This is a genomic window from Hymenobacter sp. BRD67 (assembly GCF_013256425.1).
GTDB lineage: Bacteria > Bacteroidota > Bacteroidia > Cytophagales > Hymenobacteraceae > Hymenobacter.
Genome location: NZ_CP053907.1, coordinates 23,599 through 43,430, shown reverse-complemented (window position 1 = coordinate 43,430; position 19,832 = coordinate 23,599). Strand labels below are relative to the sequence as shown.

General features: G+C 57.7%; 22 protein-coding genes, 2 pseudogenes and 1 CRISPR repeat array (1 of these 25 running past the window's edge). Of the genes and pseudogenes, 8 read left to right on the top strand and 16 right to left on the bottom strand.

Annotation, left to right across the window (positions count from 1 at the left end; genetic code table 11):
• Window positions 1-4,390: direct repeats of the CRISPR family, unit length 29 nt; unit sequence ATTTCAATTCCACCTGGTCCGATTGAAGC (it extends 1,769 nt beyond the left edge of the window).
• A gap of 200 nt (window positions 4,391-4,590) precedes the next feature.
• From cas2 to GKZ67_RS22015, 9 genes and pseudogenes are all read right to left on the bottom strand, one after another.
• Window positions 4,591-4,854: a CRISPR-associated endonuclease Cas2 gene (gene cas2, locus GKZ67_RS22055; protein ID WP_173247841.1), complete on the bottom strand. Its 264-nt coding sequence runs from the start codon at window positions 4,852-4,854 to the stop codon at window positions 4,591-4,593.
• Window positions 4,854-5,863, bottom strand: a pseudogene (cas1b, locus tag GKZ67_RS22050) (type I-B CRISPR-associated endonuclease Cas1b). Before cas1b ends, cas2 begins: the two are co-directional and overlap by 1 nt.
• Before the next feature lie 89 nt (window positions 5,864-5,952).
• Window positions 5,953-6,461 (bottom strand): annotated as a pseudogene (cas4, locus tag GKZ67_RS22045) (CRISPR-associated protein Cas4).
• A 9-nt stretch (window positions 6,462-6,470) separates the two neighbouring features.
• Window positions 6,471-8,081 (bottom strand): CRISPR-associated helicase Cas3', encoded by a 1,611-nt coding sequence (gene cas3 / locus GKZ67_RS22040; protein ID WP_173247839.1) that lies wholly within the window; start codon window positions 8,079-8,081, stop codon window positions 6,471-6,473.
• The gene (locus GKZ67_RS22035) at window positions 8,015-8,794 is read right to left on the bottom strand and encodes a hypothetical protein (protein WP_173247837.1); all 780 of its coding nucleotides are present in this window, start codon (window positions 8,792-8,794) and stop codon (window positions 8,015-8,017) included. Before GKZ67_RS22035 ends, cas3 begins: the two co-directional genes overlap by 67 nt.
• Window positions 8,795-8,814: 20 nt before the next feature.
• On the bottom strand, window positions 8,815-9,759 hold the full coding sequence (cas7p, locus tag GKZ67_RS22030) for a type I-PGING CRISPR-associated protein Cas7/Csp1 (protein ID WP_173247835.1): 945 nt from the start codon (window positions 9,757-9,759) through the stop codon (window positions 8,815-8,817).
• Window positions 9,760-9,771: 12 nt separating this feature from the next.
• The gene (locus tag GKZ67_RS22025; protein WP_173247833.1) at window positions 9,772-10,020 is read right to left on the bottom strand and encodes a hypothetical protein; all 249 of its coding nucleotides are present in this window, start codon (window positions 10,018-10,020) and stop codon (window positions 9,772-9,774) included.
• A 43-nt stretch (window positions 10,021-10,063) separates the two neighbouring features.
• Window positions 10,064-10,771, bottom strand: coding sequence for a hypothetical protein (locus GKZ67_RS22020; protein ID WP_173247831.1), 708 nt, complete (start codon window positions 10,769-10,771; stop codon window positions 10,064-10,066).
• Window positions 10,772-11,506: 735 nt separating this feature from the next.
• Window positions 11,507-11,941, bottom strand: coding sequence for a hypothetical protein (locus GKZ67_RS22015; RefSeq protein ID WP_173247829.1), 435 nt, complete (start codon window positions 11,939-11,941; stop codon window positions 11,507-11,509).
• A gap of 516 nt (window positions 11,942-12,457) precedes the next feature.
• Between GKZ67_RS22015 and GKZ67_RS22010 the strand changes: the two genes are divergently transcribed.
• Together GKZ67_RS22010 and GKZ67_RS22005 are read left to right on the top strand one after the other, a co-directional pair.
• Entirely contained in the window at window positions 12,458-12,766 is a 309-nt protein-coding gene (locus GKZ67_RS22010) for a hypothetical protein (RefSeq protein ID WP_173247828.1), read from the top strand.
• On the top strand, window positions 12,753-12,893 hold the full coding sequence (locus GKZ67_RS22005) for a hypothetical protein (protein ID WP_173247826.1): 141 nt from the start codon (window positions 12,753-12,755) through the stop codon (window positions 12,891-12,893). Before GKZ67_RS22010 ends, GKZ67_RS22005 begins: the two co-directional genes overlap by 14 nt.
• A gap of 44 nt (window positions 12,894-12,937) precedes the next feature.
• Here the strand turns inward: GKZ67_RS22005 and GKZ67_RS22000 are convergent, their stop codons facing one another.
• Entirely contained in the window at window positions 12,938-13,387 is a 450-nt protein-coding gene (locus GKZ67_RS22000; RefSeq protein WP_173247824.1) for a CRISPR-associated endoribonuclease Cas6, read from the bottom strand.
• Window positions 13,384-13,605, bottom strand: a complete 222-nt coding sequence (locus GKZ67_RS21995) for a hypothetical protein (protein WP_173247822.1) — start codon at window positions 13,603-13,605, stop codon at window positions 13,384-13,386. Before GKZ67_RS21995 ends, GKZ67_RS22000 begins: the two co-directional genes overlap by 4 nt.
• A gap of 377 nt (window positions 13,606-13,982) precedes the next feature.
• Between GKZ67_RS21995 and GKZ67_RS21990 the strand changes: the two genes are divergently transcribed.
• The 4 genes from GKZ67_RS21990 (at window position 13,983) to GKZ67_RS21975 (ending at window position 16,125) form a co-directional block, all read left to right on the top strand.
• On the top strand, window positions 13,983-14,264 hold the full coding sequence (locus tag GKZ67_RS21990; protein WP_173247821.1) for a hypothetical protein: 282 nt from the start codon (window positions 13,983-13,985) through the stop codon (window positions 14,262-14,264).
• Window positions 14,265-14,444: 180 nt separating this feature from the next.
• The gene (locus GKZ67_RS21985) at window positions 14,445-15,155 is read left to right on the top strand and encodes a DUF6088 family protein (protein WP_173247819.1); all 711 of its coding nucleotides are present in this window, start codon (window positions 14,445-14,447) and stop codon (window positions 15,153-15,155) included.
• The gene (locus GKZ67_RS21980; RefSeq protein ID WP_173247817.1) at window positions 15,152-15,580 is read left to right on the top strand and encodes a nucleotidyl transferase AbiEii/AbiGii toxin family protein; all 429 of its coding nucleotides are present in this window, start codon (window positions 15,152-15,154) and stop codon (window positions 15,578-15,580) included. The genes GKZ67_RS21985 and GKZ67_RS21980 overlap by 4 nt, the downstream gene beginning before the upstream one ends.
• Window positions 15,571-16,125, top strand: coding sequence for a nucleotidyl transferase AbiEii/AbiGii toxin family protein (locus GKZ67_RS21975; protein ID WP_410505105.1), 555 nt, complete (start codon window positions 15,571-15,573; stop codon window positions 16,123-16,125). Before GKZ67_RS21980 ends, GKZ67_RS21975 begins: the two co-directional genes overlap by 10 nt.
• 200 nt (window positions 16,126-16,325) lie before the next feature.
• Here the strand turns inward: GKZ67_RS21975 and GKZ67_RS21970 are convergent, their stop codons facing one another.
• Complete coding sequence (locus GKZ67_RS21970) at window positions 16,326-16,943, bottom strand: recombinase family protein (protein ID WP_173247813.1); 618 nt, start codon at window positions 16,941-16,943, stop codon at window positions 16,326-16,328.
• A 196-nt stretch (window positions 16,944-17,139) separates the two neighbouring features.
• On the opposite strand from GKZ67_RS21970, the gene GKZ67_RS21965 reads away from it, so the two are divergent.
• Window positions 17,140-17,469, top strand: a complete 330-nt coding sequence (locus GKZ67_RS21965) for a hypothetical protein (protein WP_173247811.1) — start codon at window positions 17,140-17,142, stop codon at window positions 17,467-17,469.
• 44 nt (window positions 17,470-17,513) lie between these two features.
• On the opposite strand, the gene GKZ67_RS21960 is transcribed toward GKZ67_RS21965, so the two are convergent.
• Window positions 17,514-17,732, bottom strand: coding sequence for a helix-turn-helix domain-containing protein (locus GKZ67_RS21960; RefSeq protein WP_173247807.1), 219 nt, complete (start codon window positions 17,730-17,732; stop codon window positions 17,514-17,516).
• Between the two features lie 128 nt (window positions 17,733-17,860).
• Here GKZ67_RS21960 and GKZ67_RS21955 point away from each other — a divergent pair, with 128 nt between their 5' ends.
• Window positions 17,861-18,421, top strand: a complete 561-nt coding sequence (locus GKZ67_RS21955; protein ID WP_173247805.1) for a hypothetical protein — start codon at window positions 17,861-17,863, stop codon at window positions 18,419-18,421.
• A 183-nt stretch (window positions 18,422-18,604) separates the two neighbouring features.
• On the opposite strand, the gene GKZ67_RS21950 is transcribed toward GKZ67_RS21955, so the two are convergent.
• The 3 genes from GKZ67_RS21950 to GKZ67_RS22810 all read right to left on the bottom strand — a co-directional run bounded on the left by GKZ67_RS21950 (window position 18,605) and on the right by GKZ67_RS22810 (window position 19,715).
• Complete coding sequence (locus tag GKZ67_RS21950; protein WP_173247803.1) at window positions 18,605-18,754, bottom strand: hypothetical protein; 150 nt, start codon at window positions 18,752-18,754, stop codon at window positions 18,605-18,607.
• A gap of 156 nt (window positions 18,755-18,910) precedes the next feature.
• Window positions 18,911-19,216: a hypothetical protein gene (locus tag GKZ67_RS21945; protein ID WP_173247800.1), complete on the bottom strand. Its 306-nt coding sequence runs from the start codon at window positions 19,214-19,216 to the stop codon at window positions 18,911-18,913.
• A 4-nt stretch (window positions 19,217-19,220) separates the two neighbouring features.
• Window positions 19,221-19,715, bottom strand: a complete 495-nt coding sequence (locus GKZ67_RS22810; protein WP_217278762.1) for a DUF5712 family protein — start codon at window positions 19,713-19,715, stop codon at window positions 19,221-19,223.
• Between the last annotated feature and the right edge of the window lie 117 nt (window positions 19,716-19,832).

Below are 19,832 nucleotides of genomic sequence, written 5' to 3'. Positions count from 1 at the left end.
ATTTCAATTCCACCTGGTCCGATTGAAGCTCAACCGCGCTGAGCTGGAGCATACAGAGGCATGGTAATTTCAATTCCACCTGGTCCGATTGAAGCCCGATTCCTTGCGTGGTACCGTCAGCGAACAGCACAATTTCAATTCCACCTGGTCCGATTGAAGCGCGCCTTGTTAATCACTGCCGTGGCCTCCTTGATAGATTTCAATTCCACCTGGTCCGATTGAAGCGCAGCCGCCGGCGCGGACTGGAGCGAGTGTAGAAAGATTTCAATTCCACCTGGTCCGATTGAAGCCTACGCATGGGCGGGGGTGTGAAAGTGGGCGTACACATTTCAATTCCACCTGGTCCGATTGAAGCTCCGCGCCGGGCAGAACGTGCGTGAGGCAGAAGCCTTATTTCAATTCCACCTGGTCCGATTGAAGCTTCCGCAAGGGCCTGCTGCGATAACCCTTTGGCTTGCATTTCAATTCCACCTGGTCCGATTGAAGCCCAAACCAGCCAATAGACCTATTGCCACCGAGCAAATTTCAATTCCACCTGGTCCGATTGAAGCCATTGGCGCGGGCTTCAGCGGCGTGGCCGGCGGCTTATTTCAATTCCACCTGGTCCGATTGAAGCTGAAAAGGATGCGCTTCATGGTTTCGGGCATTTTAGATTTCAATTCCACCTGGTCCGATTGAAGCTAGCGGAAGCCAAGCCTACCCCGCGCAACTATGCTGCATTTCAATTCCACCTGGTCCGATTGAAGCCATCATCGCGCAAGTGGTTCATGTCGCGCTCCAACTTGATTTCAATTCCACCTGGTCCGATTGAAGCCGTGGTCAGATGCCTGGCTATTGACTCCCTCAACCAATTTCAATTCCACCTGGTCCGATTGAAGCAGTGGGAGTGAAGGAGTGCCGCAGCGGTTCAGGCTGATTTCAATTCCACCTGGTCCGATTGAAGCCTAAAAAGAGGCAGCAGCCAGAAGCCGCTTTGCAAAATTTCAATTCCACCTGGTCCGATTGAAGCGCCATCGCGGCGGCCTGCGCTTCTGCGGCGGCGAGCATTTCAATTCCACCTGGTCCGATTGAAGCATCGACCCTTGTGGCGTACCATTGCTGCGAACTGAATTTCAATTCCACCTGGTCCGATTGAAGCAGTCGGGAATCTCTTGGCACTCGCGCGTAACCTCTTATTTCAATTCCACCTGGTCCGATTGAAGCGAGGAAATCGTGGGCACTCCGGCAAGGGCAGCTAGTATTTCAATTCCACCTGGTCCGATTGAAGCTCGGTGCTGAGCATCATGCGCGAGAACATCAGCCTATTTCAATTCCACCTGGTCCGATTGAAGCCAAAGCACCTGATAGCCGCGCTTGCTAGATATGGTATTTCAATTCCACCTGGTCCGATTGAAGCGCGTGGAAATGCTGGTCAATCCCTACACCCGCTCGTATTTCAATTCCACCTGGTCCGATTGAAGCATGACCTTGCCGGCGTAGGCTTCCTGGCCCACGCCGATTTCAATTCCACCTGGTCCGATTGAAGCTCTTTCCCAGAGCCGAGCGTTGCGTGCTGCTGCCCTAATTTCAATTCCACCTGGTCCGATTGAAGCGCAGAGCCCGCTGGGCGGCGCTGGGCTTATTCGCCCATTTCAATTCCACCTGGTCCGATTGAAGCGGTTCAGGGCCTGCACGCCTGGGTCTTTCCGCCAGTATTTCAATTCCACCTGGTCCGATTGAAGCCGCTTACAATCGACATGGTGTAAACAGGGGCTGCCATATTTCAATTCCACCTGGTCCGATTGAAGCATCAGTACTCATGCAACTGTTCATCAATAAGAAAAATTTCAATTCCACCTGGTCCGATTGAAGCTCGAGACCAGCGGGAACTTGTGGTCGTGCGGCGGGCATTTCAATTCCACCTGGTCCGATTGAAGCTGCAAACAGCAGGCGGGCGTATTCGGGGTATTGCAATATTTCAATTCCACCTGGTCCGATTGAAGCTGCGGCGCGTATTGCAGTAGAAGAGCAGAAAGGCCAATTTCAATTCCACCTGGTCCGATTGAAGCCATCCGCCACGTCGACGGTGATAAATTCGGGAACATATTTCAATTCCACCTGGTCCGATTGAAGCACGCCAGGCCCGTCCAGCAGGCAAACAAGAAGCAGTATTTCAATTCCACCTGGTCCGATTGAAGCTTTCCCAGAGCCGAGCGTTGCGTGCTGCTGCCCTAATTTCAATTCCACCTGGTCCGATTGAAGCGTGCGCCAGGGCGTCGTATACCTCGCTTACCGGGTCGTTCTCATTTCAATTCCACCTGGTCCGATTGAAGCAGGCCGTGAGCGAGTCGCCGGCCCAGCGCGTGGCGATTTCAATTCCACCTGGTCCGATTGAAGCGCGCCATCAGGCCCACGGCCGGCAGCCAGTACAGGTATTTCAATTCCACCTGGTCCGATTGAAGCCGGCCTTCCAGTCCGTAATGCCCGAAGTCCAGCGCATTTCAATTCCACCTGGTCCGATTGAAGCCCAATCACGGCGTACACGAAGGCAGAAAGGATAGTAATTTCAATTCCACCTGGTCCGATTGAAGCCGTATAAGTACCGTTGTCGAGGTTATAGAAGCGCACATTTCAATTCCACCTGGTCCGATTGAAGCCCATATCGGTGCTGCGGCGGTTCACGTACAGGCTCAGATTTCAATTCCACCTGGTCCGATTGAAGCGGTGTCGTTGTCAATCGGGCTGGTCGGAGCCGGGAAATTTCAATTCCACCTGGTCCGATTGAAGCGCTGCTGTTGAGCCCATCCGAGCGCAGCAGTACCGGATTTCAATTCCACCTGGTCCGATTGAAGCCCCAGCGGCCAACACGAGTATATCGTGGTGTACGAATTTCAATTCCACCTGGTCCGATTGAAGCCGCCCCGATGGCAGCTTTCGCGTCAGCCGCCACCACATTTCAATTCCACCTGGTCCGATTGAAGCGGCGTCGTGAGCAGGTAGCCCTCTTCAACCCACTGCATTTCAATTCCACCTGGTCCGATTGAAGCGGGCCGATGCCCGACAAAATATAATCAGCACTTATATATTTCAATTCCACCTGGTCCGATTGAAGCCGTCTTTTCTAGGCCACTTATGCCACTCGGTTTCCTATTTCAATTCCACCTGGTCCGATTGAAGCCCAGTTTTTGAACTTGGCGAATAAGCCTTTTTCTTATTTCAATTCCACCTGGTCCGATTGAAGCAGGTGAGCTTTCTCCCGCAGCCGGGTGGCCAGCGTGTATTTCAATTCCACCTGGTCCGATTGAAGCTCGCGCACGAAGCGGAAGTCCATTTCCCACTGCAAAATTTCAATTCCACCTGGTCCGATTGAAGCATGGGCAAGTCAAACCTGTTAACCCGGTACCCTCAAATTTCAATTCCACCTGGTCCGATTGAAGCGGCAGTAGCGGTGGCGCTGGATATTCACTACATAAATTTCAATTCCACCTGGTCCGATTGAAGCCGAGGCTGTCAATTCCCAACTCCCGCAGGTAACGCTATTTCAATTCCACCTGGTCCGATTGAAGCCTCGTGGTATGAGAACGAAACCCGCAGCGAAACTAATTTCAATTCCACCTGGTCCGATTGAAGCAAGCGACTGTAATAGGTCTGCGTCGTGCGAATATTGATTTCAATTCCACCTGGTCCGATTGAAGCTTTACCAACCGCCTGCAGGTGCATGGTGTGAAAGGTAATTTCAATTCCACCTGGTCCGATTGAAGCGTTGCTAACGATGCCCACAGTGCCCAGGTGTTACACATTTCAATTCCACCTGGTCCGATTGAAGCCGCAGAGCCTTGCGGGCGCGGCGTTGCAGGAATTCGATTTCAATTCCACCTGGTCCGATTGAAGCCCCCCTGTTCACAGCATGGAAGATTCTCCCAAATAATTTCAATTCCACCTGGTCCGATTGAAGCCCGGCCGGGAGGTAGGCTATGGCTACGCTATCTGCTATTTCAATTCCACCTGGTCCGATTGAAGCGGCAAGCAAGTCGCGCAACCCGACCGCGCTTAACTGATTTCAATTCCACCTGGTCCGATTGAAGCAATCCGAGCGGCGCGAAAGCAGGCAAGCGGTTATCATTTCAATTCCACCTGGTCCGATTGAAGCCGTGGGTAGCGCTATTGACAACACTTGGAAAGAAAAATTTCAATTCCACCTGGTCCGATTGAAGCAGGGCTGCCGCGGCCTGCATGCGCTCTTCGAGCGAGTATTTCAATTCCACCTGGTCCGATTGAAGCTAGCGCCAGCGAGTCGTATACGTTGGCCTCGAATAAATTTCAATTCCACCTGGTCCGATTGAAGCTCGTATGGACGTGGCTATCGTCCTCGTTGAAAGAATATTTCAATTCCACCTGGTCCGATTGAAGCCCGCCGATTAAGCTGCAAGTATAGTGGTTTCCGGGCAATAGAGCCACTTTTTTTATGCCGTAAAATTTATAAAAGTCGTCGCTGACCAATTCTGCGATTTGCCCCGCAGATAGACGACTTTGATAATCAGCTTGTTAATGGGTTGACTCGCGGTTCGGGTTTGCTTTCGTCCACCCGGCAGGCCGACCGACGACGACGCGCTACAAAATCGTGTCCAGCGAGCTGCGCTCGCGGCCCACGACCTGCTTTTCCAGCCACTGCTGGGTGCGGCTTTTGAAGAGGATGACGCTGTCTTCGTCCTCGTTCATAATGGTACGCGCTTTGACCAGCAGTTCAGCCAGTTTCACCTCGCTGATTTCGCCTTCGAACACAGAGTTCTGAATCCAGTGCAGGTAGCGGCGGCACAGCTTCAGCATCCGGCCCACGCGCTGCTGCTTCATATCATACACCAGGATAACGTACATTACCACCAGGCTTTAAAGGGTTGATACTCTTCCATATTGAGCAAGTGCTTGGTGAGCTTGTAGCATTCGAGCTTGATAAGGTGCTGGTAGCTCACGCTGCGGTTGAGGCGGCGGTGCTGGATGGTTTCTTTCAGGCGCTCCTCAAACACGCGCACGAAGGTTTTGCGGCCGGCCTCCTTGAGCAGACAGCCGTCGAGCTCGCGCACGAAGTCGCGGGGCTGAATCTCTTTTTTATTGAGCAGCCGAAAGATAGTGCGGTCCACGAGCAGGGGCTTGAAAATCTCGGCCATATCCAGGGCCAGCGAAAAGCGCCGGCTGCCGGGCTCGTGCAAAAACGAGATGGTGGGGTTGAGCTGGGTGTGATAAATCTGCGACAGGCAGGCCGCGTAGCAAAGCATATTACCGAAGGAAATAAGCGCGTTCAGCTCATTCTGGGCGGTTGGGTGCTGCGGGTGCCGAAGGTGAAGCCCGGCACGTTCACCAGTTGCTCGAAGCAGCGGTAATACGTCTGCCGGATATTGCCCTCGTAGCCCATTATTTCAGCCACGCTCGTGGCGTGGGGTAGGGCCGACACATAGAGCTCCATCTGCGCGATTTCCTCGCCCACCACCCGGCCCCGGCTTTGGTAGTAGCGCAGGTTTTTGAGCAGGTTGAAGGCGGCGCCCTCCACCAGCTTGCGAGCCAGTACGAGGCGCTTCTTGAGGCTGGTGTAGTGGCCGGTCTGGGCTACTTGCAGGCGGCCGGCCAGCAGGTATTCCTTGGCCATGAACGAGCCCGTGTAGTGCTCGTAGTAGTCGAAGAAATGGACTGATACGCCATGCTTGCCCAGGAAATTATAAAGCGCCGAGTTGGCATCGAGCGAGCCGAACACGTAGAGGTCGGCCACGTCTTCAATGGGCAGAAAGCGCGTCTGGCCCTCGGCCCCGGCCTCGTCGTAGGCCGTGTATTTGAGGGTATTATCCTGCCGCGAGAGGCGACCGGGATTAAACAGGTAGAAGGTCTTCTTCACCGCAGATTCAAACGTATTAAACGGATTTCGCAGATACGCCCGGCTGCGCCGGGCTGGCTAAGTGGATTGGGGCTTCTCTGTGGGTTTCGTTACTCGGCCACGTAGCAGAACTCGTAGTAGGCGCACTGCTTGCAGAAGGGCTTGTCGATGACCGGGGGACAGGGCACGTCATCGGCCAGCAGCACCTTCATGGCTTCGAGCTCCAGCGGAATGCGGGCGCGGTCTTCGGCGGTGAGGTCCACGGGCTGGGTCTGGCGCAGCTTCGGGTATTCAAGGATGCCGGTAGGGTTTTCTACGCCGTGCTGCTCCAGCAGCCAGAGGTAGTATTTGACCTGCGCGATGTTGGAGTCGGCCATCTTGTTCGACTTCTTCATCTCGTGCACCACCTTGCGCTGGGGTCGTAGAAGTCGATTTTGCTACCGCCGATGCTGATTTCGCGGTAGCGCTCCGCCCGCTGGGGGTAGGCCGTCTGGTGCAGCAGCTCGCCCGCCGCCACGGCCTCCGAGGTATGCTCCATCCACACGTCGCGGTCGAACAGCCAGAACTTGCGGTGGCACAGGTGGTAGTACTTGACGTGGGTAGCGGTGAGCGGCTTCATGGCTTAGTCTTATTCGTCCTCATCACTAGGCGCTTTATCAAATCGCAAGCCTTGCTGCGCATCGTAGTAACGCGGTTTTACTACCCAGATTTTTTCCCGCTCCTCATTTACAAGTAGTAGTACCTCTGTCAGCTTTGAGTCATCCTGTGCACGCTTGAAGTCATACACGGCGATGGAGATGGCGCGGGGCAACGCCCATTCCTGAAAAGCGAACCAACTGGGAAAGTCCGTTCGGTCACCTTCCATATCAAGAGCTGAAAAATCCGTGTTGGCATACACCACTTTTTGCGGGCTGATGTCCCGGCTTTTCCAAGTGTGCGTGTCATCGTCATCCAATTCCGTTTGGGCCTGGGGTAGTAGCAGCCAATTGGTTATGGCAGCATCTTCGAGGGCGGCTCGATTATTATGCACCTCCGTAGCCTCGTCAGCTAATTTGGGATACAAGGCATTAACCAATGTCACAAACTTTTGCGCGGAATATTCACCAGCTACTAATTGCTTGTTTGCCTCTTCCAATACGGCGCTCATAATCCAGCCTTTACCTTGCCGGTAATGGCCATATGGAGCGGGGTAGTGGTTTTTGACTCCGTCTTTGGTGGTTTTCTCCGGCTCTATCAAATAGAGTTCTCCCACCACATCTTGCTGCTTATCGAAACGGTTTTTGAAGCGGGATAAGCGGCCGGCTCGTTGGGCCAGGCGGTCGGTCGGGCACAAGTCCGAAAGCATCAGGTCGGCGCTGATATTGACGCTTAACTCCCCAATCTGAGTAAGAATGGCGACCCCACACGGCTTGCCTTGTTCCCATGCCTTCGGCCCCAGCAAGGCTAATAACTTCTGCTCGATTTGCTCCTTGTCAGGCTCTGTAAAGCGCGAATGATACAGGACCACGTTATCTGCTTTGCGCTCCTGAAACCAGTCCCAATAGCCTTGGGCGCGGCCAACTGTATTAGCGTAGATTATCAACGGCTCGCCCTTTAGGCCCCGCTCCAAAATGGCCGCCACATCGGCCGCAAATTCGGCCCGCCCGGCCCGGTGCAGGTGCAGGCGCGTCCGGGTTGAGTCGGAGGGGTCGTCCCAGATTTTGGAAATAGCGGAACCCGAGAGATTATACAGCTCGCGGGCCGACTCGGGAAGCGTAGCACTCATCAGCAACACCGGTACGCGCAGGATGCGTAATGCCCGTAATAGCACTACCAGATTGCGCTGCGTGAAATCGTCGTAAAAGTCAGCCTCGTCGATTACTAGACAGGCGTGCGCCAGGTTCCAGAAAGTGGCATGATGGTCTTCGCGGCTGGCTGTCAAAGCCATGCAAAGCTGGTCGATGGTTGTAACGGTGGCCGCAGTTTCCAGCAGGCGGGCGTAATCCAATTCCTGCCGCCAGGCGGCGCGGGCAGCCCCCGGCAGTTGTTCAGCCGCCCGCTTTTGAGCCAGGTGCCAGGCACTGGAGTGGTAAATACCCGTATTGCTGAGTTGTTCGGTGGTGGCCAGGTATAAAGCGTTGGCTGTGAAACGTGTCGGCATGGCCCACACCAGGCGGTCGGCTCGCCCGGTCGTTATCTGCCGCTGTGCCCACAGCAGCGCCGCATCGGTTTTTCCCGCCCCGGTAGGTGCTCGCAACAAAGCCAGCGGCTCATCCCATAATTGCGGAATAAGTTGCTGCACACCTCTCCTATTCCATCCCGAAGGAAACTGGTAGCGAAAAGGCCCCAATACTGGCACGGCCGCCGTGTTTTTGTCAGTGTGTTCTTCGCGGGCGCTAGCCGACGGTCAGCCAGGCGCAGCACTGCCCGCAGTCCCCCGTAACGGTAGCGCCACTTAATAGCCCGCTCAAACGTGACATAGAGGCTCTCGCCGACCCCTATGTCGGGTCGCACCGAACCGCTCAACTTCCAAAGCCGTTGCTTAAACGGCGAAAATGTCGGGTCATCCTTCCAACGGTCCTGGTAGCGGGTGCCTAGCTTGCCATGATGGGCGGCAATGGCTACCTCAGCTTCTGGTGGCAACCAAGCAGCATCAGGGGCTTTGCGCAAGCGTACCAGCGAGTCAAACTCGTGGCGCACTTTGGCCTTGCGTAGATGAAGGCCCGCTACTCTGCCGGTGCGCTGGTAGGCTTCGAAATCAAGCCGGCACGCCTGCTGCCAGCGCAGATGCTGCTTCCCGGCATCGTGCCAGCGGGCGCAGGCATCGGCCAGCGTCAGCAAGTTGTTGCCGGTCTGAATGCCGTACTTGACCGCCAGAAATGGGCGGGCGGCCAGTATCCGCGCCGCTTCGTCGCGCACGTGGCGCGTGTGGTCAGCCAGCGTGATGCCGTTGGGTTTAGCGAGCGGTTCCATTGGCCAAAGTAGCTAGGTGGCTATTTGGTGGCTTTAGAGGGCTTCACACTTTCCTCAAAGGCCGCCGTAGTTTGCAGGGCCGCGCCCGGAGCCGGGTCGTAGAGCGCATTGGCCGCCAGAAAACCCAGGGCCTTGCGGTAAGCCACCGCCGTGCCATCGCCGGTTTCGGCTGTGTCATCACCCAGAAAATAAGTGGCTCCCCGCGCTTCCAACTCGGCCAGAATATTGCGCTGCTCCGCCGTATTGGCTTTAAAATAGCGGCAGGCCTTACGCGAAAGGCGCGTATCGAACACCAGCAGCACCTGCTGCGGCTCGCCACTCACGGCATTGCGGGCTTGGTTGGCATAGTCGGTGAGGGCCGCCGTAGCCTCCAACGCCAGCCGAATACGGCGCTTGCGCTCGTCTTCGCTAATGTGGCGCACGTACTCGGTGCGCACATGTAGCTCGTTTTGGTAGCTGAACCGCTTGCGAATACCCACGGCGCTCACGTCCACGAAGAAGCTCATCAGCATCCGGTCGTCCTGCGAGAACTCGCGGGTAGCCACGGCTTGCCCTCTGCTTTCGCCCTCGGCCTCCATTTTCAGGCGGATAAGCAGGTCGCGCCCGATGCTGCTCGACTCCAGTGCCACGGCCGGCGTGGCCGATAAAGGGGCTGTGCGCCGCCCCGAGTAGGTTTCTTTAGAAGTTTGCAGGAAGCCGCCGAGGTCGGCCCGCAAATCGGTTTCCACCACGTTGGTCACGCCATCGCCGTTCGATACATAGGTTTCGCCCCGCGCCTCATCGTCGGCATTGAGGCGGTCGAGGGCCGAAAACAACGCGTGGCGCTGCATTTGTCCCGAAATGTACACGCGTCCATCGGGCCGTCGCTTAATAGATGACGCATTGCCCAAGAGCTTTTCGCCGGCATTGGCGATGTGGTCACTCATGGGGGCCAGCATTGTAACGAGAATTCCTTTAATAGTCATGGCGTGGAGTGGTTAGTCGTTGGAGTGTTCGGGGGTGTAGTCGTCTGGCAGGTTGGCAATTATATCATCGGTGCTTTCCGGCTCCTCGGTCGTTGCTACCGCTTTCCCCACGCTGCGCAGACGCATATAAGCCGTTAGTAAGTGTTTAGCTTCCAGGTGTTCAATCTCACCCGTGTTAGTGGCATCCACAAAGCGTCGGGCCGAGGCGGGAGCCTCATCCAGCAACAAGCGGCCCGCCTGAATCAAGACCTGCGAAATCATTTCCTGGGGCGTTTTAGCCCTAGCGCCGCGCTTTCCAGTACCACTAGAATTTTGGCCTTCGCTTCCTTGATTTGCTGCTCTTTGGGCTTTCCCTTTTTAGAGGGAACTCTTCGGCTTCGGATTTGGCGGCAAAATAGGCCGTCCGGTTTAGCCAGCGCCCTAGCTCGCTGGCTGACTGCACAATGTCTTTGTCCATGTGGCGAAAGTATTCGGTGAAAAGTGGAGCTATTTCCGTAGCGTATTCCGCTCGAGAAGCCATAAAATCGATAAAAGCAGCCGAATTAAAGCTTTGCAGAAAGCGTCCGGCCATCAGACAAAACGTTTTGAAAGCCGGCTTGCCAAAAGGCGTACTCGCACTTTCCAGCTCCGAGTAGAGTGTAGTGCCCAGGTATAGCGAATCCACGATTTTAGTGAGGTCGTGCTCCAGGGCCAGGCGCGTCGTATGGTGGTCAAACCGTACCTGGCTTATCTGCTCGTAAGAAATGAGCAGCATCGGTTGCCCGGCCAGGCTATCCAGCACGGCCTTGCCACGTCCCATTTCCTGGGTGCGCCGCGCCCACCGCCCAATGGCCCCAAGCAGCCCAACCGGACCAAACACGCCCGCATCGCGGGGTGCATCGGGGTAATTACCCGAATGAAGCATTGGCCGCCGGTATTCCGGGGCCGGTGGCTTGGGCGGCGCATCCTTTTTGCTGGACGCTTTAGGTTTGCTGATTTCGGGCTTTGGCAATGCGCGTTCGCGAGTACGCATCAAATCTTTGCCTTCGGCCACCCGTAATTCATCAAAAACCTGGATGAATCCTATCTGGTGAAGCAAAGGCAAATCAGGAATGATTACCGTATTTACCCCTGGCCATGCAGCTGGCTTGTAAGGTGTAACCGCCGTAATTAAGGCGCAGGCCACTTCCAGCAAGGTGCCGGTTGGGGGCTTTGCGAAGCAGTACCATTGTTTATTTTGGCTGTGGTAGGTGCGAAAGAGCGACTCAGCGTAGTGGATGCCGTTAGTAATACCGTACCACGTAGCGACTTCACTGCCTCTTGGGCATTACGAAAAGTATCCTTGGCATTCCCGTCGGTGGTCACTAGGCTGGGGTATAAGTAAATCCCTTGTGCCGCTAACCCTGCCGACTGCACCAACTGGGGTTTATCCGTCAATTCAGCCAAGCGAACAGGCTCAAATTTGAGTACGGTATCGTGGAGCGAGTTATCGTTGGTGCGCATCCGAAAATGGCCTAATCCGGTTTCGATGGCCAGTATTAGTGCCGCCCGTAGTTCGGTTTCGGTCAAGGCTACCGGTACCACACCCCGGAAAGCCTGGTAGATGGCCACTGCCAAGCCGTAGCGGGAATACGGGTGTAGCAATTCGGCGCTGAGGTCGGCGAGGACGAAGCTGCCTATTGCCGGGGTAGCAACTGTCGCCGAGGCAGGCAGTTGCGAGACAGTGTCAAACAGTCCAAATTGGCTGCTGGGAGCGGAAGCGGTTTTCTTACTCATGCCAGTCGATTTCTACCCACCCATCATTGGAGCCCAAATACAGCGGAGCAGCCGGGTCGGCTAGCGCGGCCCGTAAGACTGCCGCCAGTTCGGGCGAGGTTTCGATACCTACACGGTAGGCACCCTGCGGCTCCACGTAGCCCCGTTGCGTCGGGCTGGAATAGTACTGCGGAAAGTGGGGGCGCAATACCGTCAGGTGAATATCGTCATCAACCTTAAAGTCATTCAACGCCGCCGCATCCTTACGGGCCCCTGCTTTCTCATTCACCTTAACCCTGCCACCTCGCTTGGCATTCATCAGAGGAATAGCTTGTGCATCGTAGTTGCGACTACCTTCTACAAACGTATTGCCCCGCAGGTGCTGCGTCCATAAGTCATCGTAGTGCAGCAGCGGGGCACTACCATTACCCCAAAGCGCACATGCCACTGTAATAAGCTGCGAAAGCCTACACCCGAGGCCAGGGCCTTCCATTTGTACTTCTTCTCCAACACTTTGATAAGCTGGCCGCGCTCGACTTCCCCTATATGCCAGCCCAGCGCATTTTCCAGTGCTCCCATTAGCATAGCTTCAGTTGGCTGTGACTGGCTGGTATAATACTTACCCGGAAGCTTGGCCACCATAGAAAGCGGGGCTAAGGAGCTAATTTCCAGAATGGCTGATTCGGCAAAGTCAGGCGGTGAAAGTAAGAGGTCGAGCGGCAAAGGCTGCATAGAACGTGGCGCTAGAGGTTTGGAGAAGCAAGGTAGTGTATTTCTTCTGCCGTGCTGTATTAGAGGCTAAGGTATTGCCAAAAATTTGCCCGGCGACGTGCAAAGAGCGTTATCTTTGTGGGGCGGCGCGGAATTGAAATTGCTGTATTAGCGAATAGGGTATCAATCGGACCGAGCACGGGCAGGTTATTTCGGTAGCCTGCCCGTCAGCAGCAATCTGTTTTTTGAATCAATGGAAAACCTCAACCCTACCCCCGACCTCGACGTGAGCCAGCTCAGCGCGGTAGAGCTACAGCGTCTCGGTGTGACCATTGCGCAGGTGCGGGCAACATATGCCGACCCAGTGACGGTAATTGAGCCGGATGCCGCATCAGACTTTCCGAGGGTATGGCGTTTGTTTGGGTTTATAGGCACTGGTCGGTTTCTTTTCGTAGCTTTGGAATATGATGGAAGCACCGGAAAATTTGCAGCCCTCGGAGTCAAAGTCGCCAGCACCGTTGATGAAGTCCGATACTACCTCTGCGGGAGTGGAGCGGTCTAACCCCTTCCAAGGCCCTGATGCGGCAGATGCCTGGCAGCGTCTATTGGCCCAACCTGGCCGGGTCGTCACCCGCGAGGACATGATGCGCCGGGTGCAGGAACAGGCCCAGCGAAAAGCCAGCGAGTAAGCGTTTTGAAGAAGCCGCCCAGCGCGGCTTTTTTCATGCCCGCACTACACCAGCGCCCCGCACCCAATGCCCGTGGAGTGCCCTACGCCCACCTCCCAGGCAAACCCAATCTGTTCAGCGCTGCCGCTCACCAGCACCGGGCAAATACTGCCGCGGCACTGCACCTGCTTGTAGCGGAAGAGTTTGCTCTTGGCCGAAGCAATAAACGCTGGGTCGAAGCGCACGGCGGCCCCGGCATCAGCCAACCCGGCTTGGCGCAGCTTGTGGCGCAAGGTGGCGGTGAGCAGCTCGTCGGCCAGCTCGTGGCCAGGCAGCAAGTGGTCGGCAGGCTTACCCTTTTCCACTTCGTGCTTGATGAACACGGGGCTGGCCACGCGAAAAGGCTGCTCGCCCGCGGCAAACGCGGGGGCGCGTTGCAGGCGCACGTCGCGCACAGCGAGGCCCAGGTCCAGGGCCGGAGCCCGCACCACACCGCTCACTAACTCCTGAATCAACGTCTCATCAGGGCGGAAATAAACCAACTGGCCCCTTCCGCAAAGCGGATGCCGCCGCGACCGGCCCGCCCACCGTGCAGCCAGCCATACGAGTAGAGCGACAGGCCCGCATGCAAGGCTTCGTTATGGCCTGCCCAGCGATGAAAAGCACTTTTTAGCGTGGGTAAGTAGTCAAAGGGAATGACCTGGGAGGCGCTGAGGTACACGTGTAGTCGCAAGGCAAGTAGCTAAAAATAATGGGAGTTCAAAAAACGTGTTTTGCCAATTTTGTTAGCGCAAGGTAGCTGCCAATTATTTAGATTTCCTATGAGTAGACTATAAAATATTTTATCTGTAGCTCAGGTAATGCTACCCTACAGTTGACGCTCGGCTCGCAGTAGCGTCGCGACCGGTGCGCGAGCAGTGTCGATTGCTAGGCGTCAGCCCCAGCGGCTACTATGTGCGTGGTAAACGCGCCGACTACGGCCGAACAAGTACTTCCCGCCTGGCAAGTGGCGGCCCTATCGGGTACGACCCAGCGCGCGTTCACCATCCATGCCGGCCGTTCTGGTCAACACCGGCTGCGTGCAGGCCACGCGGTGGGCTGGAAGCGTCTGTGCGGCTAGCTCAGCGCCAGTGGTTTTCGATTATTCTGCACCCGCGCCAGTTCCTGGCCCCGCGCACCACTCAGGTCGACCCGCAGGCCGTGGCCACCGCCAATAAGCTCGCCAGCTGGCCTGCCCCCACCGCCCTCACTAAATCTAGGCCAGCGACAGCACCTACCTGGCCCTGGCCACGGGCACTGGGCCTACCCGGCCTGCTGGCGCGCCGCCTTCTCCTGGCAGGTGGTGGGGATTGGGAGCCAATTCCTGACTATGGCTGTGCTTTTACGCCCTAGAAGCCGACTGTAACTATAGTCGACAAAATGCCAAGCTACCAGGAATAAGGAGTTTTAGGCTACCTCCAATAAAGATTTGTAATGTTTTGCAGCAAAAAAACTTTACATTTGCAGCGCTTTGTCTGCTCAACATCAGGTGAAGAAGGGGTTATGACTAGACCGACTACCGCGCGCCAAAAGATGCTCCATCGCTTGCAAAAGCTGGAGCCTGGCTCCCTAGTGCACTACCACGATTTTGCAGACCTCGGCATCGCGCCGGGTACAGTCGCGGTAACCCTGAGCCGACTACGCCAGACAGGCGTCGTGCAACACGTAATGAAGGGTACTTATCGCCTACCCTTGCAGAGCCGGTTTGGACCAGTTCCCGTTTCCGAGCAGCAAGTGATGCAAGTACTACTCCAGACCTCCGCCAAACAGCTGCGCGGGTATCCAACCGGGGTAACTGCCTTCAACCGGCTGGGCTTGACGACGCAGGTAGCGCAGGAAATCGAAATCGCTACCCCCCGCCCTGGCCGGCCCAGGAAAGTCGGGAACGTGCGGGTGCGCTTCGTGCAAAGCCGTGGCGAGGTGAAGCTGGCCGATGTCGGCCTGCGCCAAGTGCTGGATGCCTTGCGCCGCATTAAGCGTTTGCCCGATACCGCCCCGGCTACGGCCCTACTGCGCTTGCGGGAGCAGGTGAAGCACCTGTCAGCGGCGGATAAGACCCGATTGGTGCGCCTAGCCCAAGCCTATAATCCGGCTACCCGCGCCCTACTAGGCGCTATCCTGGAAGAACTGGGCGAAAACAAGCTGACGGCCAAGCTGCAAGCCAGCTTAAATCCATTGACTACGTACAAGCTAGGGTTATCCGACCTGGCGCTAGCCAACCGCGCGAAATGGCGAATCCAATGACCTTGCACCGCGAGGAGCGGGCCTTCCGAAACCTGATTGTAATTACGGCCACTGCGCGGGGGATGCGGCAAAGCTTCGTCGAGAAAGACTACTGGGTAACGTGGGTGTTGCGTAATCTAGCCGACTCTGCGTTGGCAGCGCACGTGGTCTTTAAGGGTGGTACCTCGCTCTCGAAAGCGTATGGCTTTATTGAGCGGTTTTCGGAAGATGTCGACTTGGCCGTCATCTTGCAGCCAGAGCAAACGGACGGGGCCCGGAAAAAGCTTATCCGGGATATCCACAAAACGGCAGTGGGCGATTTGCCGGAGGTAGAGGTAGCGGGCTCAACCAGCAAGCGGGGCATAACCGCTTGGTGTATCACCGCTACCAGCACCTATTTATCGACCCTGCCCCTGTCACGACTGAGCATATATTATTGGAAATAACTGCCTTCGGGGAGCCCGAGCCACATGGTCCGCGCCCGCTGATTTCTTACCTGGGACAGCAATTGCTCGACCAGGGGCAGACGGACATCGTGCACGAGTACGGCTTGGAGGCCTTCGACTTCAACGTCTTGAGCCTGAGACGTACGTTTGCCGAGAAAATTATGGCCTTAGTCCGGTCTTCCTACGAGGAGGACCCGATTGCGGCGACCGGGCGCAAGGTGCGCCATCTCTACGACTTACATCAGTTGGCTCGCCAGCCGGAGGTAGCCGACCTGCTGACGGGACCGGGCTTGTTTCAGCAACTAGTGGCCGTGCAGCGCGATGATGCGGCAGCCGGCGTAACTGGTCCCACGCGCGAGTGGAAAACCAAGCCGCTGAGCAGTTGCTGGGCTTACACCGCCGAGGCCGCTAACCTGCAACAGCTCCAGCAGCCCTTTGAAGCAGATTTGCCGGGTCTACTCCATGGAGCTCTCCCTCCGTTTGACCAGGTGCTGCACACGATGCAGACGATTGCCCGGCTGTTGCGCGTCTACGACGAACGATAGCGGAGGCAAGGTAGCAAATCCTCCCTTGCCGGACTCAGCCGGCCCTGAGTCTACTGCTTTCGTGCCAATCGCTGAGCAAAAACGAATGGGTTCACGAAGGGCTCAAATGCCCAAGCCAGAACTAAGCAAAGAAGCAGAGAAAGCTTTATCCTATGTTGGCAAAGTACTTTTTGAATCCGCGCCCAATGAGTTGAATGGGTTCACAAAGGGTTCAAATCACTGGTTGCTCGTACTGCTTTCACCGCGTATTTGGCGACTGTACTGGCCGATACGCCTACTGATTTGCTAACGGCATAGTTGGATAGCCCCTGCTGCTTCAATTCCCGTATTCGCTCGATAACAGTGGCGCTTTTGGCGGGCGGCCCCATCTGGGCGCCCTCTGCCCGGCGACGGGCCATACCCGCCTTGGTGCGCTCGCTGAGGCGTATGCGTTCCTGCTTAGCCAGCGTAGCTAAAATAGAAATGATAGCCTCCTGAAAGAGCCCGACTGAGTCGAGGTATTGCTCCGTAAGCGACTTATAGCCTACGCCCCAACCTTGCAGTTGATTCAGATATTGCAGGGTTGGTAGCGCGCCCTCGCGGCTGAAGCGGTCCAAGCTCCAGAACAGCACCAAGTCAAAACGCCGTAGGTGCGCATCAGCGAACAAGGCCTGAAATTCAGAACGTTTCCCCGTGCCGCCCGACTCGTGTTCCACATACTCTTTGTAAACGGTGTAGCCGTAGGCCTGCGCAAAGCGCCGCAGTTCGGGCAACTGGTTCTCGGTGCTCTGACCTTTATCCTTGGTCGAGACACGGGCGTAAAGGGCGACAATTGTCATGCCCGGAAGGTACTCCAATAAGGGTCAGCGAGAAATCGCCGGAAAAAGTGCCCCTGCGTGTTGGAAACGCCCTATCGAAAACCATCCAATAAGGGCCCGTGGCTATTGCAGAACTCCATCGAGTACCCCAGGCCCGGCCAGTAGCGACCAAATCGGGCGCGCAAACTGGCCTTGGGCCTGCTTTTAGCAGGTCCTGGTGCTACCTGCGACCGTCTGTCGAACGAGCGAGCGCGTTCTGCAACAGCCACGCCCGGTAAAAACAGGAGTTGACCAGCATCTCTCGCGGAGGCAACCCTTCTTTCTCTTTCGCCAGCTGACGCCCGAGGGGCAACTGCGCCAGTGGTCGAGCAAAGCAGCTGGGGCCGCCACCTCACTAAGTCGGCGAGGAGCAACCGGCGGGCCGCTGCCGGGCCTTGGGCCGCTGGAACTGTTCACCGAGCTGGGCACTCAGCCCCTGCGCCCGCGCGGCGCCGGGTGGTACGGGGCCGCCGCCGCGCCCGAATGCCACCGCCGGAACGGCGCCTAGCTTCGCGGCAGGTACGGCGACCACCCTGCCAAGCTCGGTCAGGGCTACAGGCCCTGAAAGAATTCGGCCAGGGAAATTCCGTAGTACTGGCACAGCACCGCCAGCGTGGCCACCCGCATGTTGGTCTTGCGCGCTTCGAGACGGGCGACGTGAATGCCGGTGGCGTCATACACCTCCTGTAGGGTAAGCCCCCGTGCCCGGCGCAGGCGCTGCAACCGGTGCACGATTTCGAGCGGGAGCGGGTCAACAGGGGAGGCTAGCATGGGCCGCCAAAGTCCGGCCCATCCCCGCCGCTCACAAGGACACATTTGTCATTATTCGCTGGGTCCAGCTTATCTTTGCCCGGCAGGCCTCCGTGTCGTTGCGCTCGGGTCTAGTAGCGCCCTGTTCCATGAAGTCCCCTCTCCCTATCCCCTCCAAAGCACCGGCCGGGTGCGTGCCCTTCGCACAAGCGACGCCCGAGCAGCGCGCGAAGGCCCAGCGCGCCGTCTGGGAAGCGTTGCAAGGAAAGTTTCCTCCCATTCCCAAGGTAACGTGGGCCAACGCCCTGCAGGTCCTGCAACCCGATCTGTGGGGAGCGCCCGACAGTATCTCGCTTGACGCGCGCGACCTGGCCCGCGTGGCGCACCACCTGGACGCCCTGCCGGCCGTCATCACTGCCCGGGCAAGGCAGGGACTGCCCAGGCTCTATTTTGGCCGGCAGCCCATGAACTGCCCGGACGAGGTCCTCGGCGCCCTGGCCGAGCTCGAAGCCGACCCGCGGCGGGCGGCCCCGCGGTGTACCAGTTGGTTACGGGATGGCCCGGCGCCACGCCGAGGCCGAAAATTTAGACTGGTCCAAGGTCCCACACCCCGCGAGCAGGACGGCACGGACCCGGACCAGGCCCGCGCGGCGCTCCTGGCGCGGGTAATGGCGCTGGACCGCGCCCGCGGCGAGCCGGGCGCCGCCTAGCGACCCGCGTGGCCACGCGAGCGGTGGGAAACGCCGGCCACCGCCGTGGCGCACGCGCACGGACCCACCCGCAGCTGTGCGCCAGGTCAGACAGGGGTAAGCCAACGAGCTGCCACGGCGGCAGGTCCAGCCAGCGGCCAGGCGTACGTGGGTACGTTTTTCCCGCCCTACCCAGGCGCGGCCCTACCTTTCGGATGCCCGGTCCTGCGCCTTTTCCACGTCCCTACGCACGTCCTGCGTCCGGCCCTTTGGGGCCAGCGCCGCGCCTAGCCGCTGGATGGAACGGCCCACTGCCTCCTTCCGGCCGCCGGTTATCGCGGGGGCTTTTTCCATGCTGGGCTGGAACCCGGTGGCTTCGGTGTGTCGGTTCAGGCCACCGTCCAGGCGGAGCCGGGGCAGCTGGCTGACGCGGCCCGTGCGCCGGTAGCCATCCGGGTCGGGCGGGTGGTTACCCTGCTCGGCGTTGCGTTCGATTTGCCCCAGGGTAGCCTAGCACACCTGGGCGTACTGCCTTTGCTTGGCAATCGCTTTCACTCGCGCCGGGTCCAGGGGTAAGCTGGGGTCGGACTTGGAAGGGAGCCGGGTAACCTGCATGTCGGGCCTCGCCTCCGGGGCCACCTGCTCCGAGGTCAGCAGTTTTTTCTCTTTTCGGTTGGCCGCCGCCTGGCTGGTTATCTCCGCTTTTTTCTGCGCTACCAGTTGCGGTCGCGTCGGCTCTGGCCGGCTGAGCTCGCGGGAAACGACGTGCCCAAACTGCCCTTCCAGCTGAGTGACGGCTTCGGCCTGGAACGGCACGCGGCTAAACCGGTCGGCCCGACCCAAGGGTTGCGCGTGCTTTTCTGGTCGGCGTCGCGGGCCGAAACCAGCCCGTGGAGGGGGGTTGCAGGCCCTCCTTTTTCTCGCCCGGCACGCCCGCGTCGGTGCCCCGGTTTTTGCGTTCCGGGTGGAGGGTGGCCGCCCAAACCAGGTTGGCCTCGCCCAGCTCTCTTCCATTTTTGAGAGGAACGTTTTTGGCGTAGCGGTCCCTCACGTGTTGGGGGTACCGCGCGAGTGCCTGCGGGTCGTTGCCAATCAGCCGCAACTCCTCGGCGCTCAGGTGCAGCACCCGCGCGGGAAAGTGGGGGTCGTCTTTTCCCAGTCCCCTCCCGTTGCCGTCGAGCAGTCCCACTACCTCGGCCGCCGTCCGGGGCACAGTACCGGGGGCTCCAATGAAGGTGGCTTCACTTCCAACCGCCTTGGCTTCTTTCCCCAAGTAGTTCTCACAGCACTGCGAGCTGCCGGCGTTAGGGTACACGAGCCGGCCGTTGGTTTTCGGGTTAAGTACGTTGGCGTATAACAGCAGTTGAGAGAAGGCAAAGCAAGGAAAGAGGGCGGTTGCCGCCCCGGCTGTAAGGCCGAAAAAGCGCCGGTG

What these genes read in the sequence shown, in the direction of transcription:
- cas2 (WP_173247841.1), bottom strand. Translation starts at nt 4,854, where the DNA reads ATGTACGTTATCCTGGTGTATGATATGAAGCAGCAGCGCGTGGGCCGG.
- GKZ67_RS22035 (WP_173247837.1), bottom strand. Translation starts at nt 8,794, where the DNA reads ATGGAACCGCTCGCTAAACCCAACGGCATCACGCTGGCTGACCACACG.
- cas7p (WP_173247835.1), bottom strand. Translation starts at nt 9,759, where the DNA reads ATGACTATTAAAGGAATTCTCGTTACAATGCTGGCCCCCATGAGTGAC.
- GKZ67_RS22025 (WP_173247833.1), bottom strand. Translation starts at nt 10,020, where the DNA reads ATGATTTCGCAGGTCTTGATTCAGGCGGGCCGCTTGTTGCTGGATGAG.
- GKZ67_RS22020 (WP_173247831.1), bottom strand. Translation starts at nt 10,771, where the DNA reads ATGCGTACTCGCGAACGCGCATTGCCAAAGCCCGAAATCAGCAAACCT.
- GKZ67_RS22010 (WP_173247828.1), top strand. Translation starts at nt 12,458, where the DNA reads ATGGAAAACCTCAACCCTACCCCCGACCTCGACGTGAGCCAGCTCAGC.
- GKZ67_RS21985 (WP_173247819.1), top strand. Translation starts at nt 14,445, where the DNA reads ATGCTCCATCGCTTGCAAAAGCTGGAGCCTGGCTCCCTAGTGCACTAC.
- GKZ67_RS21980 (WP_173247817.1), top strand. Translation starts at nt 15,152, where the DNA reads ATGACCTTGCACCGCGAGGAGCGGGCCTTCCGAAACCTGATTGTAATT.
- GKZ67_RS21970 (WP_173247813.1), bottom strand. Translation starts at nt 16,943, where the DNA reads ATGACAATTGTCGCCCTTTACGCCCGTGTCTCGACCAAGGATAAAGGT.
- GKZ67_RS21960 (WP_173247807.1), bottom strand. Translation starts at nt 17,732, where the DNA reads ATGCTAGCCTCCCCTGTTGACCCGCTCCCGCTCGAAATCGTGCACCGG.
- GKZ67_RS21955 (WP_173247805.1), top strand. Translation starts at nt 17,861, where the DNA reads ATGAAGTCCCCTCTCCCTATCCCCTCCAAAGCACCGGCCGGGTGCGTG.
- GKZ67_RS21950 (WP_173247803.1), bottom strand. Translation starts at nt 18,754, where the DNA reads ATGGAAAAAGCCCCCGCGATAACCGGCGGCCGGAAGGAGGCAGTGGGC.